Here is a 20,145-nt window from a genome sequence, read left to right on the forward strand (position 1 = left end):
GCCGTTTCTCCATCGCCCCCCATGACTGGGACGACCCGTTCAAGCGCATGGTCGCCGCCAGCCGAGGCCATGGCTACTCGCTGTGGACACCGGAGATCGGACAGGCGGTGTACCTGGACGGCTGTGCGCAGTCGTTCACGGCCTGGTGGGGGAACACCGCAGGGAATACACAGCCCCAGCTCGCGGCTGGCGCTAAGGAGAAATAGAGAGTGCATTTCGCCATCTCGCCCCGGTGGCAGCGCCTGACTGGCGTGCGCCCGGAAGAAGCCCCCGCCGTGCTGTGGTCGATGCTCTACGTCATCGCGCTGTTCCTGGCGTACTACGTGCTGCGCCCGATCCGCGACGAGCTGGGCGTGGCCGGTGGCGTGCAAAACCTGCCGTGGCTGTTCACCGGCACGCTGTTGGCCATGCTGGTGGCCAGCCCCTTGTTCGCGCTGGCAGTGCGCAATCTTCCGCGCCGGCAGTTCATCGCCTTGGCCTATCGCTTCTTCGCCGCGAACCTGGTGCTGTTCGCACTGCTGCTACATTTCGCCGAACCCGATGTGCAGGTGTGGATCGGACGCGCCTTCTTCATCTGGGTCTCGGTCTTCAACCTGTTCGTCGTCTCGGTGTTCTGGTCCTTCATGGTGGATCTCTTCGACAGCGAGCAGGGCAAGCGGCTCTTCGGGCTGTTCGCGGCCGGCGCTACGCTGGGCGGTCTGCTGGGTTCGGACATCACATCCAGCTTGATCGCGCACTTGGACCGCTCCTGGCTGATGGCGATCGCCATCGTGTTCCTGGAATTGGCGGTGCTCGCCTCGCGCCGGCATTCCAGCACGCCGTATGCCGCGACAACAACTTGGATCAGCCGCTGGGTGGCGGCATCTTCGCGGGCATGGTCCACACCCTGCGTTCGCCCTATCTGGGCGGATTGGCGCTGTTCATCCTGCTGTACTCGGTCACCTCGACCTTCCTGTACTTCCAGCAGGCCAGTATTGCCCAAGCATCGTTTCCCGACCGGGCGGCCCACACGGCGTTCTTCGCCAACATCGACACTTACTCACTTCGTCTTGAAGGAATGGAATGACCCGATCAATCTGCGACTCATGCACACCAACAACCCCACCTGAACGGTGCAGAGAGGAAGCAAACCGTGGCCTTCAATCGACGTCTCCTCCTGGAGTTCCCTACGAGCGGCTGCGACTGGGGACTCTCCCGGCTCGATAGCACCGCCTGGGAAATTCCACTTTCCGCTTTTTTTACGAACCAGAAGAACTCTACCGCTTCGAAGACAAATTATCGTTGCCCTGGCCCTAAACTTGGCTTTTCGCGATTTCTTGTCTCGTCATTAGGTTCATATCCGTCTCGTTGTAGCGTGTAGAGACTTGTTCCCTGAAGACTCACCTTTATGACGACTCGTTCAACCCTGATGGGCACAGCCCCATCTTCAGCGCCCTCAATGAAAAAGCCAGCGACATCCATGTTGCTGGCGCCCTTGCAGGCGAAAACCTTTAACGTCGCTCAGCCAGGAGATCTGCTTTGGCCTCAAAGCCGTAAACGGACTTGGCTTCCATATACTCCTCCAAGCCCAGCACACCCATCGAGCGGCCAACACCAGATTGCTTGTACCCCCCCATCGGCGTGACTGAGTTCGTTTCCGCACCATTGAATGAGATACGGCCCGCTCGCAGGCCTTTGGCGAATTCGTAACCCCGGTCGCTATCCCTGCTGAAAACGTAACCACCCAAGCCATAAGGCGAGTCGTTGGCAATTTCCAGGGCTTCGGTTTCAGTGGAATATGGGATCACTGCCAGCACTGGGCCGAAGATTTCCTCCCGAGCTATGGTCATGGCGGGCGCTACATCTACAAAGACAGTCGGCTTGGTATAGAAACCTGCGTCGAAGCCTTCCGGCCGCCCTACCCCACCCGAGACCAGGCGAGCGCCTTCATCAATACCCGATTGGATGTGACGCTGGATGCTATCGAATTGAGCTCTGCTCACGATTGGCCCCATGGTCGTCTCAGGATTTTGAGGGTCACCGATGCGGTACTTGCTCACTTCGTCTTGAAGGAATGGAATGACCTGATCAATCTGTGACTCATGCACCAACATACGACTCGGAGCGTGACACGATTGCCCAGTATTGAAGAAGCAGCGCTGGATGTTCCAGCGAGCCGCCTTCTCCAGGTCTGCGTCTTTGAGAACGATGTTGGCAGACTTCCCACCCAGCTCCAGACACACGCGCTTAATAGTGCGTGCTGCTGCTTGCCCTACCTGACTGCCGGCACCTGTAGACCCAGTAAACGAAACCATGTCGACATCAGGATGGCTGGACATGGCCTCACCAATGACGCGACCAGGCCCGTTGAGCAGGTTGAAAACGCCCTTCGGCACACCGGCTTCATGAAGCACTTCTGCGAGCAGAATGGCGCTGATCGGCGAATTCACGCTAGGTTTGGAGACAACAGTACATCCAGCCGCCAGGGCATAAATCACCTTGATGACTTTCGTTTGGATCGGCCAGTTCCATGGCGATATCAGTGCGCAAACTCCGATAGGCTCGCGGCGAACGATAGTTGCACCAACCCTCGATTCAAAGGCATAGCTTTTCAGCAGGTCGCGGGCAACCTTCATGTGACCGACCGGCCCCATGACTTGAGCGCGCGAACTGACTGGTATCCCAACCTCTTGAGCGATCGCAGCTGCGAACTCATCAATACGCGATTCGTAGACTTTGATGATCCTGTCGATCATTGCGATACGCTCATCTGCGCTGGTTAGCGAAAAGGTTTCAAACGCCTTACGCGCAGCTGCAACCGCCTTGTTTACGTCGTCAACTCCCCCCATCGCGATGCTCGCGAACGGAGCCTCAGTCGCTGGGTTGATGAGATCGATGTAGCTCGGGTTAAGCGGGGTCACCCACTCTCCGTCAATGTAAAACTTCTCGTAACGCTGCATTGCACTGACCTCTCTCTGCTCGCTATCAGCTGCTGTGGGTGTAGCCACCATCGCACGCGATGGTTTGGCCAGTGATAAAGGCCGCAGCCGGAGTAGCCAGGAACATCAAAATCCCTACCAGGTCAGTTGGCATCATGCCGCGCGGGATGCATTGCATATTGGCGGTACGCTCACGCAGCTCAAGGGTCGGGTTGACGGTGCGCTCGACTTCAGTAGCCACCATGCCCGGCCGGATGCAGTTAACGGTGATGCCGTAGGGCCCAAGCTCACGAGCCAGAGAGTTGGTCATCCCAATGATGGCGGACTTCGAGGTGACGTAGTGCAGGTAGTTGACAGTGCCCCGCGGCACCGCATCCGAGGAGATGTTGATGATGCGACCGAAGCCCGCTTCCTTCATCGATTTGGCTACTGCGCGAACACAGAGGAACGTGCCAGTTACGTTGACGCGCATGACCAGTTCCCATTGCTCGAGAGGGATTTGATCGAATGGGCGCTTTTCGATGGCGGCGAAAACCGATGCGTTGTTGATGAGCACATCGACACGACCATATGCCTCAATCACGCGGGCAACCATTGCATCCACTGAGGCCTGGTCACCTACGTCGACACGAACGGCCAATGCTTGCCCGCCTGCTTCCTGAATTTCGCCCGCTACGGATTCGGCCTTTTCAGCATTCAAATCCGCGACCACGGCGATAGCACCCGCCGCGCCGTATTGACGAGCCAACTCACGACCAATGCCCTGGCCGGCACCGGTAATGAGGACGACACGCCCGTCGACGCTGAAGCAACGCGCAGAAGCCGGGACACCGGAATCATGAGGAGCATGGGTTACGGTTTGATCAGTCATTTTGGTTCCTGGATTTTGTTATTGGAGGATCACAAACCTGCCGAGCGAGCTACGGCTGCTTGGGCAAATTATTATCACCACAACAACACAGTGTCAATTGGCGGGATTTTTGTAATTTATGATCAATCAAGTGATATCGAGGCTCATCCCTCTCCCATCTCGGCACACCTCCAGCCCAACAGAATGGCTGAAAATCTAGCCATAAAGGCTATCAATCCGTTCGTCTATGACGCTCAGCGGCAACCCTCAACCAGCCCCTCATCAGATTGACAATATCCCACTATGAGAGATAACGTTGATTTATGCAGCATAGTACGCCGCCTGGGCGAGGACGAGCTGGGTTGGCAGCAGTCATGCCGAGCCACTGGCCACTGCATAACTGGTATCACCCGACTAAACCGATGAGGGAATAAAAATGCGGGTTTCGAAAGCTTCAGACACCGATAGCGAACTGGTCGGCACGATGCGTGAGGGCGTGCTTGCCCAGAAACATTTGCTATTTGGTGAGGACGGATCGCCCAACAATTACGACCTGAATATGGGGCGTGCCGGTGAAGGCGGTTGGCGGACTCCAAGGCATCGCCACAATTTCGATCAGGTTCGCTACATCATCAAAGGCTCGCTGCCTTACGCCGAAGGCAAGGTTCTTCAGGAAGGCTGGGTTGGGTATTTCCCAGAGAGCGTCCATTACGGCCCCCAAGACCGTAGCGAAGGGCTCGAAACCCTGGTTCTGCAGTTCGGAGGAGCAAGCGGCTTCGGCTACCTCAGTGTTGCCCAACGCGAAGCGACTAACGCCGTTCTCAACGAGAAGGGGCGCTTCAGCAAAGGCAAGTACATCTACACCGATGCCAACGGCGAGGAGCAAACCATCGATGGTTCTGCGGCGTGCTTCGAACATGCCACTGGCCGCAAGCTGGAGTTTGCAACTCCACGTTATGAAGACGTGATCGCAATGAACCCAGCGGCTTACGACTGGGTTGATCAAGGTTCTGAAGGTGTAGCTGTCAAGTGGCTTGGATCGTTCACTGAGCGAAACGCCCGTATTGCTTTCGTCCGCCTTGATGAGAATGCGGCCTACGGTGCGGGGGAGCATCCATCGATCGAAATATTGTTCCTTGCCAAAGGCCGTGTTGCGGTTGGCGATCAAGAATATGGCCCGGCTACCGCCTTTGAGTTCCTCGCGAACGAAGGCCCTATTGCGATCCGAGCTCTAGAGCCGACCGAGTTCCTCTGCTTTGTGCTTCCGAAATTCTGAACTGCACTGGGGCGGGTTCATCACCGCCCCTTGCTGCCATCAATGCATCTGCTTTCACCATCTCGTCTCCCTGAAGGACTGAATCCAATGCCAGAACCTACAAGAACAATCGAGCTAAAAGACCCTTCTCTGTTGCGTCAACAGAACTACATTAACGGTGAGTGGGTAGGAGCAGACGATGGCGCTGTTCTGCAGGTGCGTAACCCCGCGACCGGAGCGCTGGTGGCGACAATTCCTGCCATGGGCGTGGCTGAAACGCGTCGTGCCATTGAAGCTGCCAACGCAGCACTTCCTCAATGGCGCTCGATGGTGGCTAAAGATCGCGGTGCGATCATTCGCAAAATCGGCCAATTGATGGTGGAGAATCGTGACGACCTGGCAGCGATTATGACTGCCGAACAGGGCAAGCCGTTGGCGGAATCCAAAGGTGAGATCGACTACGCGGCCGGTTTCCTTGAGTGGTTCGCTGAAGAAGGTCGTCGGGTCTATGGCGAAACCATGCCCCCTCATACAGCAGGACGCCGCGTTCTGGTGACCAAAGAACCAATTGGCGTATTTGCTGCGATCACGCCATGGAACTTCCCATCTGCGATGATCACTCGTAAAGCAGGCCCAGGTTGGGCAGCGGGCTGCACCGGCGTAATCCGCCCTGCCAGCCAAACTCCCCTCTCCGCTTTGGCAATCGCCGTACTGGCGGAGCGTGCAGGCATGCCTAAAGGCGTGTGCAACGTAATCACTGGCCCATCGAACGCTACCGGCAAGGAGCTGACCGACAACCCAATCGTCCGTAAGGTCTCGTTCACCGGTTCAACGGAAGTGGGTCGTACTCTGCTCGCGCAATGCGCCCAGACCATTAAGAAAACGTCCATGGAGCTTGGCGGCAACGCACCATTCATCGTCTTCGATGATGCCGACCTAGATGAAGCCGTGAAGGGTGTCCTTGCTTCCAAATTCCGCAATACCGGCCAGACGTGTGTATGTGCCAACCGGATTCTGGTTCAAGACGGCGTCTACGACAGCTTCACTGAAAAACTCAAAGCCGCAGTCAATGCTCTGAAGGTTGCAGATGGCATGACGCCTGGTGCCACCCAAGGCCCCCTGATCAACGAAGCGGCCGTTCTCAAGGTCGAAGAGCATATCGAAGATGCCGTGGGCAAAGGGGCGTTCGTCGTAACGGGCGGAGCACGCCACAGCCTGGGCGGGAATTTTTACCAACCAACAATTTTGGCCAACGTTTCCGTGGATGCGCTTATCTTCCGTGAAGAAACCTTCGGCCCGGTGGCACCACTCTTCCGCTTCAAGACTGAGCAAGAAGCGGTGCAGCTCGCCAATGACACCCCGTTCGGCCTGGCCAGTTATTTCTACACCCGAGATGTGGGTCGAATCTTCCGGGTTAGCGAGGCGCTTGAGTACGGCATCATCGGCGTCAATGAGGGACTGATCTCGACTCCTGAAGTGCCCTTCGGCGGCGTGAAGGAGAGCGGCCTCGGTCGTGAAGGCAGCCGACACGGCATCGATGAGTACTTGGAAATGAAGTACATGGCAATCGGTGGGATGTAACCCTGAATGCCAAACAGGCGGTCGATCACGGCCGCCATGTGAGATCGAAGGTCATCGAAAGTAAAACAAAGCGCCTTGCTGCATACACATGCATCAGGGCGCTTTTTTATGAGTGAAACCTGAGCTAGAGGTTGGTGACGCACTCAGCGCCTACGGGCTACCAACATTGTCAGCAGAGCCGCGCTCAAGAGGAACACTGCGCTGGCCACGAACGTTGCCTGATACCCAACTCCGTCATAGAGCAATCCACCCGCAGTTGCGCCAACTGTAATCGCGAGCTGAATCACAGCCACCATCAGACCACCACCCGCCTCTGCATCCTCAGGCAGCGCTTTTGCGAGCCAGGTGAACCACCCCACTGGCGCACAGGTAGAGACCAAACCCCATCCCCCCAAAAGCACTGCAGTAGGTACAAGCCACGAACCAGCGGCAATCACCGAGAAGGCGATCACGGCCATAATCAAAGGGATGCTCAAAAGGACTCGATGAAGATGCCGGCCAACAAGAGAGCCGACCGTCATCGTTCCCACCAGCCCGGCAACGCCAATGATCAGTAGAAGTATCGAGAGCGTCGGCACATCTACGTGAGTTACAGCCTCCAGGAAGGGTCTAAGGTAGGTGAACAGAGTGAACTGCCCCATGAACAGGAATGCCACCGCCGCCATCCCTAGAGCAACCTTCACGTTGCCCAGGAGGCGCAATGAGCCGGCAGCGGAGCCCGAGGAACGCTCACTCGGCATGCTTGGCAAAGTGAACGCTTGCCAAATCAAAGCGAGAACCGCGAGAGGCACCACACAGAAGAATGCGCCTCTCCAGCCAATAACGCCCCCCAAATAACTGCCGACTGGTGCAGCAACGGCCGTTGCTAAAGCCGTACCTCCTTGCATAACAGCAATCGCTTTTGGCACGAGCTCTTCGGGCGCAATTCGCATCATCACTGCAGTGGACATCGACCAGTAACCGCCAATCGCAATACCAAGCACCGCCCGCCCAACCATGAGGACTGTGTAATTAGGTGCGAAGGCCACCAGACCGCCTGAAACTAGCATCAACGCCGTCGTTGCCAGTAGGACAGGCTTGCGATCAATCCCTCGAGTCATCGACGCCAGGAGAAGGCTAGAGACTACGGCGAAAAAGCCCGAAATTGAAATCGCCTGGCCAGCCTGACCTTCGGTCAGTGACATGTCGGTGGCTATCGGAGTGAGCAGGCTCGCTGGAAGAAACTCTGAGGCCACCAAAGCGAAAGCGCAGAGCGACATCGCAAGTACGGCACCCCATATTTGCCGGGTGATCCGCTGGGCTGGTAAAGCAGTGCTGCTCATAAAAATTCTCGAGTTGCGTGAGATCTTCAAGCGAACGCACCAGGCTCAGCTGGATGCCGAACCTGGTCAGTCGCTATCTACAGGGGGGACTATTTGAGATTGGCCTGGAAGAACGACGTCAGCTTGCCGAAGGGAATCAAGTCGACGCGGTCATACAGGTCGACATGTCCAGCATCTGGAACGATTACCAGCTCTTTTGGTTGACCTGCCAGACGATACGCTTCATCGCTGAATTCACGAGAGTGGGCACCCTCGCCGGCGATGAACAGCATCGGGCGCGGGGAGATGGTCTCAATGTCATTGAAGGGATAGAAATTCATGAACCTGACATTGCTAGTCAGCGTTGGATGGGTCGTCAGCAGAGGTGACTGACCTTCCGGCGTGAACTGACCACGGGGAGTACGATAGAAATCATAAAACTCACGCTCAATGGCATTGGAGCTTTCAGTCAACTGATCGACCGTGCCACTGGTGTACTTAGTTTCCCCTCCTGCGAACTCGACATCTCGCTGAGCGGCAGCCTCTGCAATGGCTTGCTTCCTCTGCTCAACCGTCACGGCATGCTTCAGACCATTCCGGTTCGCGCCGCCCATGTCATACATGCTGACCGTGGCAATGGCTTTCAAGCGAGGGTCGATCTTCGCCGCGCTGATGGCAAAACTGCCGCTCCCACAGATGCCCAGAACACCAATTCGATTGCGATCAACAAAGCCTTGTGAACCTAAATAATCAACAGCAGCACTGAAGTCCTCTGCATAAATGTCCGGTGACACCAGGTTTCGAGGTCGACCGTCGCTTTCGCCCCAAAATGAAAGGTCAATCGCAAGGGTCACAAAGCCCTGCTCCGCCAGTTTCTGAGCATAGAGGTTCGAGCTCTGCTCCTTCACCGCCCCCATAGGGTGCCCGACGATGATGGCGGGATGCTTTGCGTTGACGTCCTGTTTTTTAGGAAGGAACAGGTTGCCGACGGTAGTCATCTGGAACTGATTTTTGAATGTGACCCGTTCAAAAGAAACCTGCTCGCTCCTGTAGAAATTGTTAGCCCCATGCGACATGTCAGCGGCTTCGGCACCTATTGAGCCGGCCATTAGGGTCATCGCTGTAATCAGATGCTTCATGGACGTTTACCTTTCTACTCGGAGTGATGTGAAGTGAGAGAGCTCTGGCAGCAATGTTGCTCAGAGATCTCTTCTGGAACACATCATCCTCGCGCAGGCCGGAACATCAGTAGAGCAAATGGATAGTTTCCTTGCCTAATTCTCTAGCTACTGCTGGTCATGCATGGACACCTGCGATCTGTGAGGCGTAGAGTTTTTTGCAAGATCACTGAGACCAGCCTCATGACCAGCCCAATGCCAATAACTGCCCCCGCTACCGCATCATCCTCGCTATGCAGGATCATCAGCGCCCATGCGCCCACCACAGGAGACTTCGGAACCCCGATCGGGAATCTCAGCGTCTACAGGCGCAACGAGCCGGCCCCTCTAGTTACCTGCATCGTGGAGCCAAGCATCGTCCTGGTTGTACAAGGGGCAAAGGAATTGGTGATTGGGAGCGATGCATATCCCTATGACACGTCGCGATTTCTGGTCACCTCTCTGAACATCCCGGCCACGTCAGCTGTGACAACTGCCAGCGAGGCCGAACCGTGCCTCGGGCTCGTGTTAAAGCTCGACTTACGAATGCTCGCCGAGCTAATCGCCCAGGATGGCCGTCTGCCTGTCAGCAACCAGCCTGTAAATGGAAGCGCTGGCGTCGGCACCCTCAGCCCCAAGCTGATGGAGGGTTTCAGACGGTTGATTGAGTTACTAGAGGAGCCCGATGCGATACCAGTGCTGGGCCCGCTGATCCAGCGAGAAATTCATTATCGACTTCTGTTAAGTGATCAAGCACCGCTACTCCGGAGCATCGCTTCGGTGGGCAGCAAGGGGCACCGTATTGCAAAGGCTATCGACTGGATGAAGCTCAACTACGCCGCGCCGCTACGTGTAGAGGAATTGGCATCGCAGGTTCAGATGGGACTCTCGACCTTCCATCAACACTTCCGGCAACTCACAGCGATGAGCCCTCTGCAGTACCAAAAGTGGCTGAGGTTGAACGAGGCGAAGCGATTGATGCTCAACGAAAACCTGGATGCTGCTACGGCTGGTTTTAAAGTGGGTTATGAGAGCCCATCGCAGTTCAGTCGCGAGTATGGGAGGCAGTTCGGAATCCCTCCGAAACGTGATATCGCTGAGTTACGGCAAAGCGCTAATCGGCCGGAGAGCAACGGACGGTGATGCCGTAACCTGTTGGATAATATCCAAATGAGTAGTTGAACATGGACTCACCGATGATCATCCGAAGAATGCTATCCCTTTCACATCCTCTTGCAGTCAGTCAGTGCAATCTTGGCCTAAAGATCCTTGCGCTAGTGTATGGGTTGGGAACACTTGCGATGGCCAGCACACTTCCAGCCGTTGCCGCGGACACCCTCCCGAGCAGCAGACCTTCCATAACTGTAGATCAAGAGAACCCTGATATATGGATGTCGGTGGGTGATAGACAATTCGCGATGATTCTGGATGATTCTGGATGATTCAGAAGCTGCTCGAGCTTTTGCCGAAATGCTGCCCCTTACACTCAACATGGCTGACCTCAACAGCAATGAAAAATATGCTGATCTTCAATCACCCTTGCCGATAAGCGTTTCTAACGTAGATACGATCAACAGAGGCGATGTCATGCTTTATGGGTCGAAGACCTTAGTTATCTTCTACAAGACATTCCAGACCAGCTACTCCTATACCCGGATTGGACGCCTTAGAGATCCAGATGAGCTTGCTAAAGTGCTGGGTCGAAGATCAGTCCAGATTGAGTTTACCCGGGCGATGCCGCAGAGCCTCTAGCACAACCTTGAACGCAGCGGTTTGCTGCCGACGCGTTGGATAATATAGGTGATAGCCAGGGAAGCTTTCAGACCATGCCCCTAAGACCTCACTAAGCGCTTGTTGAGTAAGGTGCGCTTGCACTAACTCATTGGGTAATTGAGCCAGTCCTATCCCGGCCAAAGAAGCATCCAGGATTTGCATCACACTGTTCATGATCAGTGGGCCCTTGACCCTAACCCGAAACTCGCTACCGTCACGGGTGAATTCCCATGGATAGAGTCCTCCATGGGAGGGCAGCCGCAGATTAATGCAACGGTGACCAGTCAGATCTTCTGGTTGCGTGGGCGCACCATACCTCTCAAGGTAATCGGGTGAGGCGACAGTCACCATTCGCATCGGAGGGCCAATCGGGACGGCAACCATATCTGCATCGATTATCCCCCCCAATCTGACGCCGGCATCGAAACGCTCGGCGACGATATCGGTCAAGCCGTAGTCAGTAATCAATTCGACCGTTATCTCGGGGAATTCATCAAACACCGTTTTAAGTCGCGGCCAAATCACCTGGCGGGCTGCAAATTCATCAGCCGTTATGCGCACCGTCCCGGAAGGTCGCTGCCGATAATCAGCCAAAGCTCCAAGATGATTCTCGATCTGATCCAAGAGCGGAGAAATTTCTTGCAGCAGCTTCTCTCCGGCTTCAGTGCGGGTGACGCTGCGGGTGGTACGTGTCAACAGCCGAACACCCAGCCGCTCCTCAAGGCCTCGAATAGTCTGGCTCACGGCAGATGGTGATACCCCAAGATAAGCCGCAGCACGCGTGAAATTTTTTTCTCGCGCAACCGCAACGAAGACCACCAAATCACCCAAGCTATCTGTCAGCATTGTTAAGTATCACTTCAAACCGATTTAACCATTTTGCGGATTATCATATTAAAGCGCTGAAGCTAGAATCTTGTCACTACAATCGCAATGAGGTGCCTGAGATGAGTGACATCGATTTGACCACCGCCGATATGCAAATCCAAAGGGCGGGTTCGAGCAAAGCGATCCCCGGCCCAGCCGAGTGGTTCACCGGTCGCGTCTGCATCGACCGGATTTTCACGGCCCCTGCGCCTGCACGGGTTGGGGTGGCAGTCGTCAACTTCGAGCCAGGTGCTCGCACGAATTGGCACACCCACCCATTGGGCCAAACTCTGCTGGTGACCGATGGCGTGGGTTGGACTCAATGCGAAGATGGCCCAAGAACCGAGATACGGGCGGGAGACCTTATCTGGTGTAACTGCGGACGCAGGCATTGGCATGGTGCTACCGATACGACAGCAATGCAGCACGTAGCGATTAACGAATCGCTTGATGGTAAGCCGGTCGACTGGCTTGAGCCGGTGACTGATGAAGTGTACCTAAACGGCCCAGTCGAAAAAAACTGATTGTTATGGGCAGATATAAGCGGCCCACAGGTCAAGGAAGATGCCGGTCGCATCCTCTGGCGCCGAGGTTCGGCTCCAACCATCAGAAACATCTCCATAAATCGATGGGGCAACACCCAGACTTATTGACGAAGAGGAAACGCCGTGAAGTATTTTTGGCTGACAAATGCACTTTGCCTGGGGGCCGTTCAAACACCTCTAGCTCTGTCGGATGAACAAAGTAAATCACGTAGCCAACAAATTATACGAGCTGGCTCCCAAGCCTCCATAACAGGCTCTGAAAAATTCTTTACTGGGTCGGTTCGAATTGATCCAGTATGGCCATCTGACTCAGGGATCAGCGCATCTGGGGCGCAGATTACCTTTGAGCCTGCTGCGAGGACTCTGTGGCACACCCATCCAGCGGGACAGCGCTTCGTGGTCACCTCTGGGGTGGGCCTGACTCAAGAATGGGGAGACCCTGTTCAGCTGATTCGCCCTGGAGATGTGGTTTATTGCCCTCCCACTCTGGCATGACCCACCTAGCTGTCACAGCGACTAAAGACGGAAAAAACGTGAACTGGTTGGAGAAAGTAACTGATGAGCAGTACAACGCCCAGCACGAGCAGTAAGAAAAGGCTTGCCGTCCAAAGCGCTGTTCTTGCACTAGGACTCTCCATGAGTGCATTCACCTACTCTGCGCTGGATCAACAAGGCGGTCTCATGAATCAGTCGAAATCTCACCTCAAGTCGTTAACCCCCCAGCAGCAGGCCATTATCATAATCTCGACCTTCGCCGCAGCCGGCGACATGTCCGGGCTAAATGCCGCGCTTAACCAAGGGCTAGGTGCCGGCGTGAAAATCAGTGACGCGCGAGAGGTACTGATACAGCTCTATGCCTATGCGGGGTTTCCTCGCAGTCTCAACGCCATCACGGAGCTTATGAAGGTTCTGGAAGCGAGAAATCAGCGGGGAATTCACGACGAACCTGGGTTGGAGCCTAGCCAGCCGATCCCCAAAGGCGATGACTTACTGGTTGCTGGGACAGCGAACCAAACCACGTTAGCAGGAAGTGTCGTTCAAGGGCCGCTATTCGACTTCGCTCCAGTCGCAAATGAGTATCTGCGAACCCATCTCTTCGGCGATATCTTCGAGCGCGACAATCTCGATTGGAAGACGCGCGAGCTTGCTACCATCGGCATGCTTTCTGCTCTGTCAGGCGTCGAGCCTCAATTGCAGGCTCATATGAGAATGAGCATGAATACTGGATTGACCGAGCGGCATCTGTTGGAGCTTTGCCAACTCTTAGGCGAACGTGCCGGTATTGAAAGAGCAGACCGAGCGAAGCAAGCCTTACAGCGCCACCTAGCGAGCATTCGCTGACGTTCCTTACATCGTGACTGTTAGGGCGTTTGCTTCTCAAGTAGCCGACTTAAATCTAAGGGCAGCAGGATGTAGCTCTTCTTCTCGCTTAATAGAAAAACAGGCCCGAAGGCCTGTTTTTGCGTTTACAGAAGCTGGATACCGATCACTTCATGACGGTGGCAGGGCTGTGATCAACCTTGGCATCTGCCTCTGAATCCTTTGGGGCGTCAACAGGGATTGGCTTGGTGAGGTTGCCAGCAAAAATCATCAACAGAGTGACGAAAATGTACATGCCAGAAATAGCACCAATTACTCCACCAATTCCGTAATTGTTGAACAGTCCAAGCACGACGAACGGTGAAACAATCAGCCCAAGTCGACCGCAGGTCTGAGCCACACCGCCGCCACGGAAACGGTAAGCGGTAGGGAAGAACTCTGGCGTAGCTCCCAGGCTGAGTACCAAGAACGAGGCCACCATTGCCACCAGGAAGAAACCACAAATCAGGACGAATGTCGGCGTGGCCATGAACGGATAGATGCCCGCCATGATCGCGCAAAGGGTACCAAACATCACAATGCCCCAACGCCGACCAATCCGGTCGCCAATGAACATGCACAGCAATGGCCCCGCGACATAACCTGCCATCATGGCCGCGTTGAAGCCCAGAGACTTCGAGATGGTCATGCCTTGGCTGACAAAGAAGGTCGGCATCCAGCCGGTTACGCTGTACGAACCAAATAGGCATGTAACCGCCAAAATGATCGCCATCAAGGTTCGTGGGAAGACCTTTCGGGTGAGCAATACGGTGATCGGCACCCACTTCGCCGGAGCTGCATAGCCAGGAGTTGCACTGACACTTACCGGTACCGCATCAGGTGCCGGCGAAGTTACCCCTGCTTCCGTCTCGATCTTCTGCATCACCGCTTCGGCTTCATCGTAGCGACCGCGGGATTCAAGCCACCGCGGCGACTCTGGTAAGGAACGACGTAGCCACCAGACGATGAGGGTACCAATACCAGCAATGATGAACATTGCACGCCAGCTGAAAGCGGGAATAACCCACATGCTGATCAGCGACGTCATTGACACCCCGGCACCGGCGAAGATACCGAGCATACCCAGGTAGCGGCCTCGCTTGTGAGGTGGGAAAAACTCGGTGATCAGGCCATAGCACATCACGTACTCAGCCCCCATGCCTACACCCTGCAGCCCTCGAATCGCAATCAACCACGGCATGGAAGGAGCAAGCGAACAACAGAGCGCCAAGATACCAAATAGCGCCAGGTTGAACTGGAAGGCAAAACCGCGTCCGAATCGATCACTCATCCAACCGGCAAGTGCCGCACCAATCGCCAGGCCTATGAAGGTTGCCGACAGGAACATGGAGTTGAGCTCGAGCGTGGAATAGCCAGATTGGAGCAACGACGCCAACACGGAGCCAGCAAGGGTGTTGTCGAAGGAATCGAAGAACATTCCCAGACCAACGAGCCAAATCACTCGACGGTGGAATCGGCTGATCGGCAGGTTATCCAGTCGAGCAGCGGCGTTAACGATTTTCATGGACGCCCCCAAGGCTAACCACCACTTGAAACTCGCTGAGCTCATTTCGTCCATTGCGGCTCTGCGCAGCGCATCGCTGCGAAGGGGGTTTGGAAGAAGAATACATTGTCATGCGTCTCTCCAGATTTTTTGTTGTTGTTGTTGTGTAGGGCGGCATCCCTGCTGCAGCCGATTGATTTCAACTGCATTTACTTGCGATCTCTGCGACCGCTTTTCTGGACATACAAGGACTTATGTCACCGCCGGCAGAGCCGAGCAGCGCTTTCGCTTCATGCGATTTTTTTCAACCTGAGTACAGACCGGCAGCCCTCGCGCGCTGAACCGCCAAGCCGATCACGAAATCCAATTTCGGGGTTTCAACACCTGCTAAGCGAGCAAGCTCCAACGGCATCTGCAACATGGCATCGACCTCCATAGAGCGCCCAAGCTCCAGGTCTTGCAGGATGCTTTGCTTGTGTTTTGAAACAGAGAGCTTGGGCAAGCCAACGTATGGATCGCCAGGATCACAACCCAGCGCCCGCGCGATGGCTGCACCCTCCTCTGCCATTCTCCGAGCGAAGCCCGCCACAGCGTCGTTGCACAATGCATCCTTCATCGCCGACCCAGTCAGGATGCCCAACGATCCGCCGACCAAGTTCATCAAGAGCTTGGCCCATACGGCATCACGGATTTTCGGAGTTACTTCAGCGTCCATACCGCCATCTCGAAGAACAGAGGCAAGAGCCTCCAGCCGCTCATCCGCGACTCCGTCGGGACGGCCGAACACCAGACGATTCTGAGGGTTCTGCACAGTGATGTGCCCTGGGGCTGTAACCGTACAAGCTGTGTAGGCCACGGCCCCAACCGCCCGCTCTGGACGCACCGTATTCCAAAGCGCTGCATTGGGATCGATGCGTGGCAATTGAGTGCCATCCAGCGGCCCGCCGCTGCCGTGGAAAAACCACCAAGGAATGCCATTCATCGCGAACAACACCAACGTGTGGTCACCCAAGAGAGGGGCAATACCTTGAACCATTTGTTCGAGGGCTGGGGCTTTCACAGCCACGATTACAACGTCTTGCGGCCCTAAATCAGTCGCCGACTCACTGGCGAATGGATGAACGTGAAGCAAACCTTCAGGAGTCTGTACACGAAGCCCATCGACTTGGATTGCAGACAACTGACTACCGCGGGCAATGACCGATACTTCAGCCCCACCTTTGACTAATCTCGCTGCCAGGTGACCGCCGACAGCGCCGGCGCCATAAACACAAACTTTCATAATCCTCACCCTTTCGAAGAGCCTGCTGGAGCGTGCAGGAGCACGTCAAACACGAGCAGAAAGCGTTACTGGGTCACGCAAACTGCATGCGTTTTTGAGTGGCCGCAGCCACGAGGAAAGTGATGTCATTACCCGTTGAGACATACTGGGCTCCCATCGCAAGCAGCTTCTTCATCTGCTCAGGATGATTACCAAGGCCACCTACACCAAGCACCTTCTTATGCGCACGGCAGGCCTCCAAGGTTCGCAAGAAAGCCTCTTGCACTTGGGGGTGGTCGACTTGCCCTGGCAAGCCCAACGCGGTACTCAAGTCACTCGCGCCAACCAGAAGGATGTCGATGCCCTCGACCGCCGCAATTTCGTTAACGGCGGCCAGGCCTTCTGGCGACTCGATCATCGCAATGATCAAGCTGGCATCGTCCAGCTGACGCGTTGTCTCTGCTGACGGCATGGAACGGTAATGCATTTGTGGTGGCGCACCGGCGACTGAGCGAAGCCCAAGCGGCGGATGCTTGGCCGCTCGAACCACCGCTTGAGCGTCTGCTGCCGACTGCACACTCGGTACAACAATGCCCATGGCACCCGCGTCCAGCACACGCGTGATGAAATGCGGGTCGACACCAGGTACACGAACTAAAGGTGTGACACCCAAGCCAATGCAAGCCATGCAGATATGGCCAGCGGCATCCAGAGGGAAACTGCTGTGCTCCATGTCGATGTAGATCGAGTCAAAACCAGCCGTGTAAGCAATGCTGGCAATGTCGACTGTGCGTACCAGCCGCACCGTCATCGAATAGACAGGTTCGCCGCGGGCGAGCTTTTCCTTCAGAGGATTGCGAAGGCGTTTGTCTGCTGAATTCATTTTTCTTGTTCCCGTCAGCAACGAAGATGAGAGCCACAAACACCCTGGGCTAGGTCGTGAGGTACGTAACCCAGGGGCCGTGGCGCGCGACTAGCCGGTAGCAGTAACCCGCTGAGAACGGCTACCCGTCGCGCAAATTCAATGTATCTCGCATAATGGGATTTAGTCAATTGCATGCGCGAGCAAAAAACACCTTCACAGGTGCATATCCAATGCAAGTTCATGAGTATCTAACTGTTTTTGTTGATTTTTTTGAAAGATGAGATCGTCAGATCTGAAGACGGACCAAACAATCACATTATCTCTAATTGTGACATTGACAGAATTTTTCTGAACAACCTCGGAGGGCGGCGTTAAGAATCACAGACAGCCGCTAGCGGGCCGCTGCATAAACGCAGCGACCCAAGGTGGGAGAGGTGATGCCAGCTTTCGCCGACTCGACAGAAGTGATTAGAGAGACGGCGAGTCGGAGAGTAGATGTGGGTTTGCCTGTGCAAGCCGATTCGAGATCTCACGAGCTGCACGCTTCACTGAAAGCACTGCTCGCTTGAAGTCGACATCTCGGCGCTCGCGCTCATCCCAAGCTACGCCCAAGCTACCCAAAACCGCGTTGTGGTCATTAAAAATCGGGGCCGCTACCCCAAAGACGCCGGGATTGAACTCTCCCTTAGTAACCAGGTGACCATCCTTGCGGATTTTGCTCAGGCCGCTTCGAAACTCATCCCAGTTCTGCCCCAAGCCTGCTTCCATGATTTCAGCCTGGCTCCGGCTGAAAATGCTCTTCAACCGATGGTGCGGGAAATGCGCCAGGATGACTTTAGACACAGCCCCCTTGAACAGGGGACGACTCTGCCCCCTGCAGAACCTATTTTCTGGACTGAGTGGAGCACGGTGCTCTCGAATGCACAGTACAGAGTCACGGAATACCGTGCAGAGCAGTGAAGAGTGGCCAATGGTATCGACCAGTTCTTCAAGAACCCCCTTGCTGGCTTGCAGGAGGGGGTCAGTGTTACGAATCTGTAGATCCAATTCGATGATCCGCGGGCCGAGGACGTAGTAACCGTTACCTGCGGCGCTCAGCAAACCCGACGAATGCAGAGCTTTGATATAGCGATAGCCAGTAGATCGCGAAGTCTCGAGGGCCTCGATGAGCTCAACTGTTGACCAGGCCGGCTTTGACTCGCTGAATAGGTCGAGGATGCTAAGCATCTTGGTAAGACTGCTTCCTCCATCTCGGCCATGATCGCCATTCTCAACCTCAAATTTCTCGTCTTGCAACGCTTCACTCTCCATCGCCACCCCCTCTAAATCGGCTCAGCCGCTCGGATCTTCACCGCACCGTCAGCCTTCAGTCACCGAAGCTAAATCGACCTGCAAGGCATAACCCAACAGCCGATTTTTTTGTAGTTAATGCTGCAATATAGGATTTGCACAAATTATAGTCAACGTAAGCTCAATGGCCATCATCAGCATAGGCCCGATGCGTAGTTCATCTGCCACCAAGACCGCCACCAAAGCCAGTAAAAGCGGGCCATAGAGCCGATTTCATCACGGTTATCAAGGTGGAATCTGCTGCCTATCCCGGACAGCATCCGCCCGCGAAAAAACGTTTGATAAATCCCAAATGGTGAGTATTATTAAAAACAGACGTGCCATAGGAAGGATGCTAGCAACCGTTCACGGCACATACTGCGAATAAGAACAATTTTTGACTGAAGGAAAACGCGATGAAAGCAGTTGTGTTTCTGGGTGAAGGCAAGCTTGAGATCCGCGAGTACCCAGACCCGGTACCGGGCCCAGATGAGGTCGTCATTCGCATGAAAGCCTCTGGCATGTGCGGCAGCGACCTTCACCACCTCCACGGCCCCAAACGCAGCGAATCTCAGATCGTCATCGAGGGCCATGAGCCATGTGGCGTCGTCGAGATGGTGGGCAGCGCTGTTTCGCCAAAGGAAGCCAAAGTCGGCGATCGAGTCATGGTGCACCACTATGACGGCTGCCGCACCTGCCAATACTGCCGTTCCGGCTGGACACAATTCTGCCCCACTGACCGCACCGTTTTCGGCGGACTGGATGGCGATGGCGGTCATGCCGAGTTCATGAAGATCCCGGCCCACACGCTCATCAAACTGCCAGACGAGCTCTCCTTCAAAGCTGGTGCAGCCATCTCCTGCGGTAGCGGCACTGCCTTCGGGGCAATCAAGCGTGTCGGACTGAGCGCTGACGATACCATTGCTATCTATGGGCAAGGCCCGGTCGGATTGAGCTGCACCCTCCTCGCAAAAGCTTTCGGTGCGCGCGTAATTGCACTGGACGTTGAGCCATCTCGCCTGGAAATGGCCAAGAAGTTTGGCGCTGATTACGTCATCAACTCGCGTGAAGAAGACCCAGTGGCCGCAGTACGCGCCCTGACTCGCGGCGGCCAAGGTGCTGACAAGTCGATTGAATGCAGTGCTAATGAAACAGCTCGCCGGCACGCAGTGGAGTCGATCCGCCGCTGGGGCTCAGCCTGCCTGGTGGGTGTATTCGGCAAGTTTGAACTGGATAGTTCGGAAATCATTCTCCTGCAAAAGACTGTCCTGGGCTCGCTGACCTTCAGCAAAAACCTTCAAGAGGAATGCGCCCTGTTCGTTGCAGAGCGCGGCCTGGACGTCGACTCGCTGTTCACCCACGAGTTCCGCTTGGAGCAAGCAGAGGAAGCTTACGACCTGTTCGACAAGCGCAAGATTGGTAAGGGCGTGTTCATGTTCGACTAACGCCTCGCTGTTGAAGGCGAGCCATTCCTTGATGGCATCGCCTCCAGAGGCCAGCCCAAACGAAAAGATCTTGTGCAAGAGGCGAATCATGTCAGCAGACAACCAAACCGTAACGCTGTGCGCTGAGGCTCAAGC

At 55.3% G+C, this 20,145-nt stretch carries 18 protein-coding genes and 2 pseudogenes; 10 read left to right on the top strand and 10 right to left on the bottom strand.

Annotated elements, in window-relative coordinates:
• A pseudogene (locus AC3WLP_RS26145) lies at window positions 1-206 on the top strand (hypothetical protein); the annotation flags it as partial.
• Between the two features lie 3 nt (window positions 207-209).
• Complete coding sequence (locus tag AC3WLP_RS26150) at window positions 210-1,109, top strand: hypothetical protein (RefSeq protein ID WP_207238225.1); 900 nt, start codon at window positions 210-212, stop codon at window positions 1,107-1,109.
• Here the strand turns inward: AC3WLP_RS26150 and AC3WLP_RS26155 are convergent.
• From AC3WLP_RS26155 to AC3WLP_RS26165, 3 genes and pseudogenes are all read right to left on the bottom strand, one after another.
• Window positions 1,040-1,282: pseudogene (locus tag AC3WLP_RS26155) on the bottom strand (NUDIX domain-containing protein); the annotation flags it as partial. The gene AC3WLP_RS26150 and the pseudogene AC3WLP_RS26155 overlap by 70 nt on opposite strands.
• Window positions 1,283-1,490: 208 nt before the next feature.
• A complete protein-coding gene (locus AC3WLP_RS26160; protein WP_088512808.1) occupies window positions 1,491-2,939 on the bottom strand; it encodes an aldehyde dehydrogenase family protein in 1,449 nt (482 codons plus the stop codon).
• Between the two features lie 25 nt (window positions 2,940-2,964).
• Window positions 2,965-3,789, bottom strand: a complete 825-nt coding sequence (locus AC3WLP_RS26165) for an SDR family NAD(P)-dependent oxidoreductase (RefSeq protein WP_088512809.1) — start codon at window positions 3,787-3,789, stop codon at window positions 2,965-2,967.
• Between the two features lie 415 nt (window positions 3,790-4,204).
• On the opposite strand from AC3WLP_RS26165, the gene AC3WLP_RS26170 reads away from it, so the two are divergent.
• Together AC3WLP_RS26170 and AC3WLP_RS26175 are read left to right on the top strand one after the other, a co-directional pair.
• The gene (locus AC3WLP_RS26170; protein ID WP_088512810.1) at window positions 4,205-5,044 is read left to right on the top strand and encodes a hypothetical protein; all 840 of its coding nucleotides are present in this window, start codon (window positions 4,205-4,207) and stop codon (window positions 5,042-5,044) included.
• A gap of 108 nt (window positions 5,045-5,152) precedes the next feature.
• Window positions 5,153-6,604 (top strand): NAD-dependent succinate-semialdehyde dehydrogenase, encoded by a 1,452-nt coding sequence (locus AC3WLP_RS26175; protein ID WP_305887938.1) that lies wholly within the window; start codon window positions 5,153-5,155, stop codon window positions 6,602-6,604.
• 143 nt (window positions 6,605-6,747) lie between these two features.
• On the opposite strand, the gene AC3WLP_RS26180 is transcribed toward AC3WLP_RS26175, so the two are convergent.
• Both AC3WLP_RS26180 and AC3WLP_RS26185 read right to left on the bottom strand, forming a co-directional pair.
• A complete protein-coding gene (locus AC3WLP_RS26180) occupies window positions 6,748-7,926 on the bottom strand; it encodes an MFS transporter (RefSeq protein WP_088512812.1) in 1,179 nt (392 codons plus the stop codon).
• 89 nt (window positions 7,927-8,015) lie between these two features.
• Window positions 8,016-9,044, bottom strand: coding sequence for an alpha/beta hydrolase (locus AC3WLP_RS26185; protein WP_088512813.1), 1,029 nt, complete (start codon window positions 9,042-9,044; stop codon window positions 8,016-8,018).
• A 222-nt stretch (window positions 9,045-9,266) separates the two neighbouring features.
• On the opposite strand from AC3WLP_RS26185, the gene AC3WLP_RS26190 reads away from it, so the two are divergent.
• Window positions 9,267-10,205: an AraC family transcriptional regulator gene (locus AC3WLP_RS26190; protein WP_088512814.1), complete on the top strand. Its 939-nt coding sequence runs from the start codon at window positions 9,267-9,269 to the stop codon at window positions 10,203-10,205.
• A gap of 285 nt (window positions 10,206-10,490) precedes the next feature.
• Window positions 10,491-10,814 carry a cyclophilin-like fold protein gene (locus AC3WLP_RS26195; RefSeq protein ID WP_088512815.1) on the top strand — a complete coding sequence of 108 codons (324 nt, stop codon included), beginning with the start codon at window positions 10,491-10,493 and terminating at the stop codon, window positions 10,812-10,814.
• Here AC3WLP_RS26195 and AC3WLP_RS26200 read toward each other — a convergent pair.
• The gene (locus tag AC3WLP_RS26200) at window positions 10,770-11,681 is read right to left on the bottom strand and encodes a LysR family transcriptional regulator (protein WP_088512816.1); all 912 of its coding nucleotides are present in this window, start codon (window positions 11,679-11,681) and stop codon (window positions 10,770-10,772) included. The genes AC3WLP_RS26195 and AC3WLP_RS26200 overlap by 45 nt on opposite strands.
• Window positions 11,682-11,782: 101 nt before the next feature.
• Here AC3WLP_RS26200 and AC3WLP_RS26205 point away from each other — a divergent pair, with 101 nt between their 5' ends.
• The 3 genes from AC3WLP_RS26205 (at window position 11,783) to AC3WLP_RS26215 (ending at window position 13,588) form a co-directional block, all read left to right on the top strand.
• Window positions 11,783-12,226 (top strand): (R)-mandelonitrile lyase, encoded by a 444-nt coding sequence (locus AC3WLP_RS26205; protein WP_088512817.1) that lies wholly within the window; start codon window positions 11,783-11,785, stop codon window positions 12,224-12,226.
• 417 nt (window positions 12,227-12,643) lie between these two features.
• Window positions 12,644-12,742: a cupin domain-containing protein gene (locus AC3WLP_RS26210; protein WP_371919722.1), complete on the top strand. Its 99-nt coding sequence runs from the start codon at window positions 12,644-12,646 to the stop codon at window positions 12,740-12,742.
• Window positions 12,743-12,805: 63 nt separating this feature from the next.
• The gene (locus tag AC3WLP_RS26215; protein ID WP_371919721.1) at window positions 12,806-13,588 is read left to right on the top strand and encodes a carboxymuconolactone decarboxylase family protein; all 783 of its coding nucleotides are present in this window, start codon (window positions 12,806-12,808) and stop codon (window positions 13,586-13,588) included.
• Window positions 13,589-13,733: 145 nt separating this feature from the next.
• Here AC3WLP_RS26215 and AC3WLP_RS26220 read toward each other — a convergent pair whose 3' ends face one another.
• The 4 genes from AC3WLP_RS26220 to AC3WLP_RS26235 form a co-directional block, all read right to left on the bottom strand.
• Window positions 13,734-15,131, bottom strand: a complete 1,398-nt coding sequence (locus AC3WLP_RS26220) for an MFS transporter (RefSeq protein ID WP_207238224.1) — start codon at window positions 15,129-15,131, stop codon at window positions 13,734-13,736.
• 283 nt (window positions 15,132-15,414) lie between these two features.
• Entirely contained in the window at window positions 15,415-16,392 is a 978-nt protein-coding gene (locus AC3WLP_RS26225; RefSeq protein ID WP_088512818.1) for a ketopantoate reductase family protein, read from the bottom strand.
• 73 nt (window positions 16,393-16,465) lie between these two features.
• Complete coding sequence (locus AC3WLP_RS26230) at window positions 16,466-17,254, bottom strand: HpcH/HpaI aldolase family protein (RefSeq protein WP_088512819.1); 789 nt, start codon at window positions 17,252-17,254, stop codon at window positions 16,466-16,468.
• A 450-nt stretch (window positions 17,255-17,704) separates the two neighbouring features.
• On the bottom strand, window positions 17,705-18,547 hold the full coding sequence (locus AC3WLP_RS26235) for an IclR family transcriptional regulator (protein ID WP_088512820.1): 843 nt from the start codon (window positions 18,545-18,547) through the stop codon (window positions 17,705-17,707).
• Between the two features lie 434 nt (window positions 18,548-18,981).
• On the opposite strand from AC3WLP_RS26235, the gene AC3WLP_RS26240 reads away from it, so the two are divergent.
• The gene (locus tag AC3WLP_RS26240; RefSeq protein WP_088512821.1) at window positions 18,982-20,010 is read left to right on the top strand and encodes a zinc-dependent alcohol dehydrogenase family protein; all 1,029 of its coding nucleotides are present in this window, start codon (window positions 18,982-18,984) and stop codon (window positions 20,008-20,010) included.
• Window positions 20,011-20,145: the final 135 nt, after the last annotated feature.

The sequence above is a fragment of the Pseudomonas sp. FW305-E2 genome (assembly GCF_058782925.1).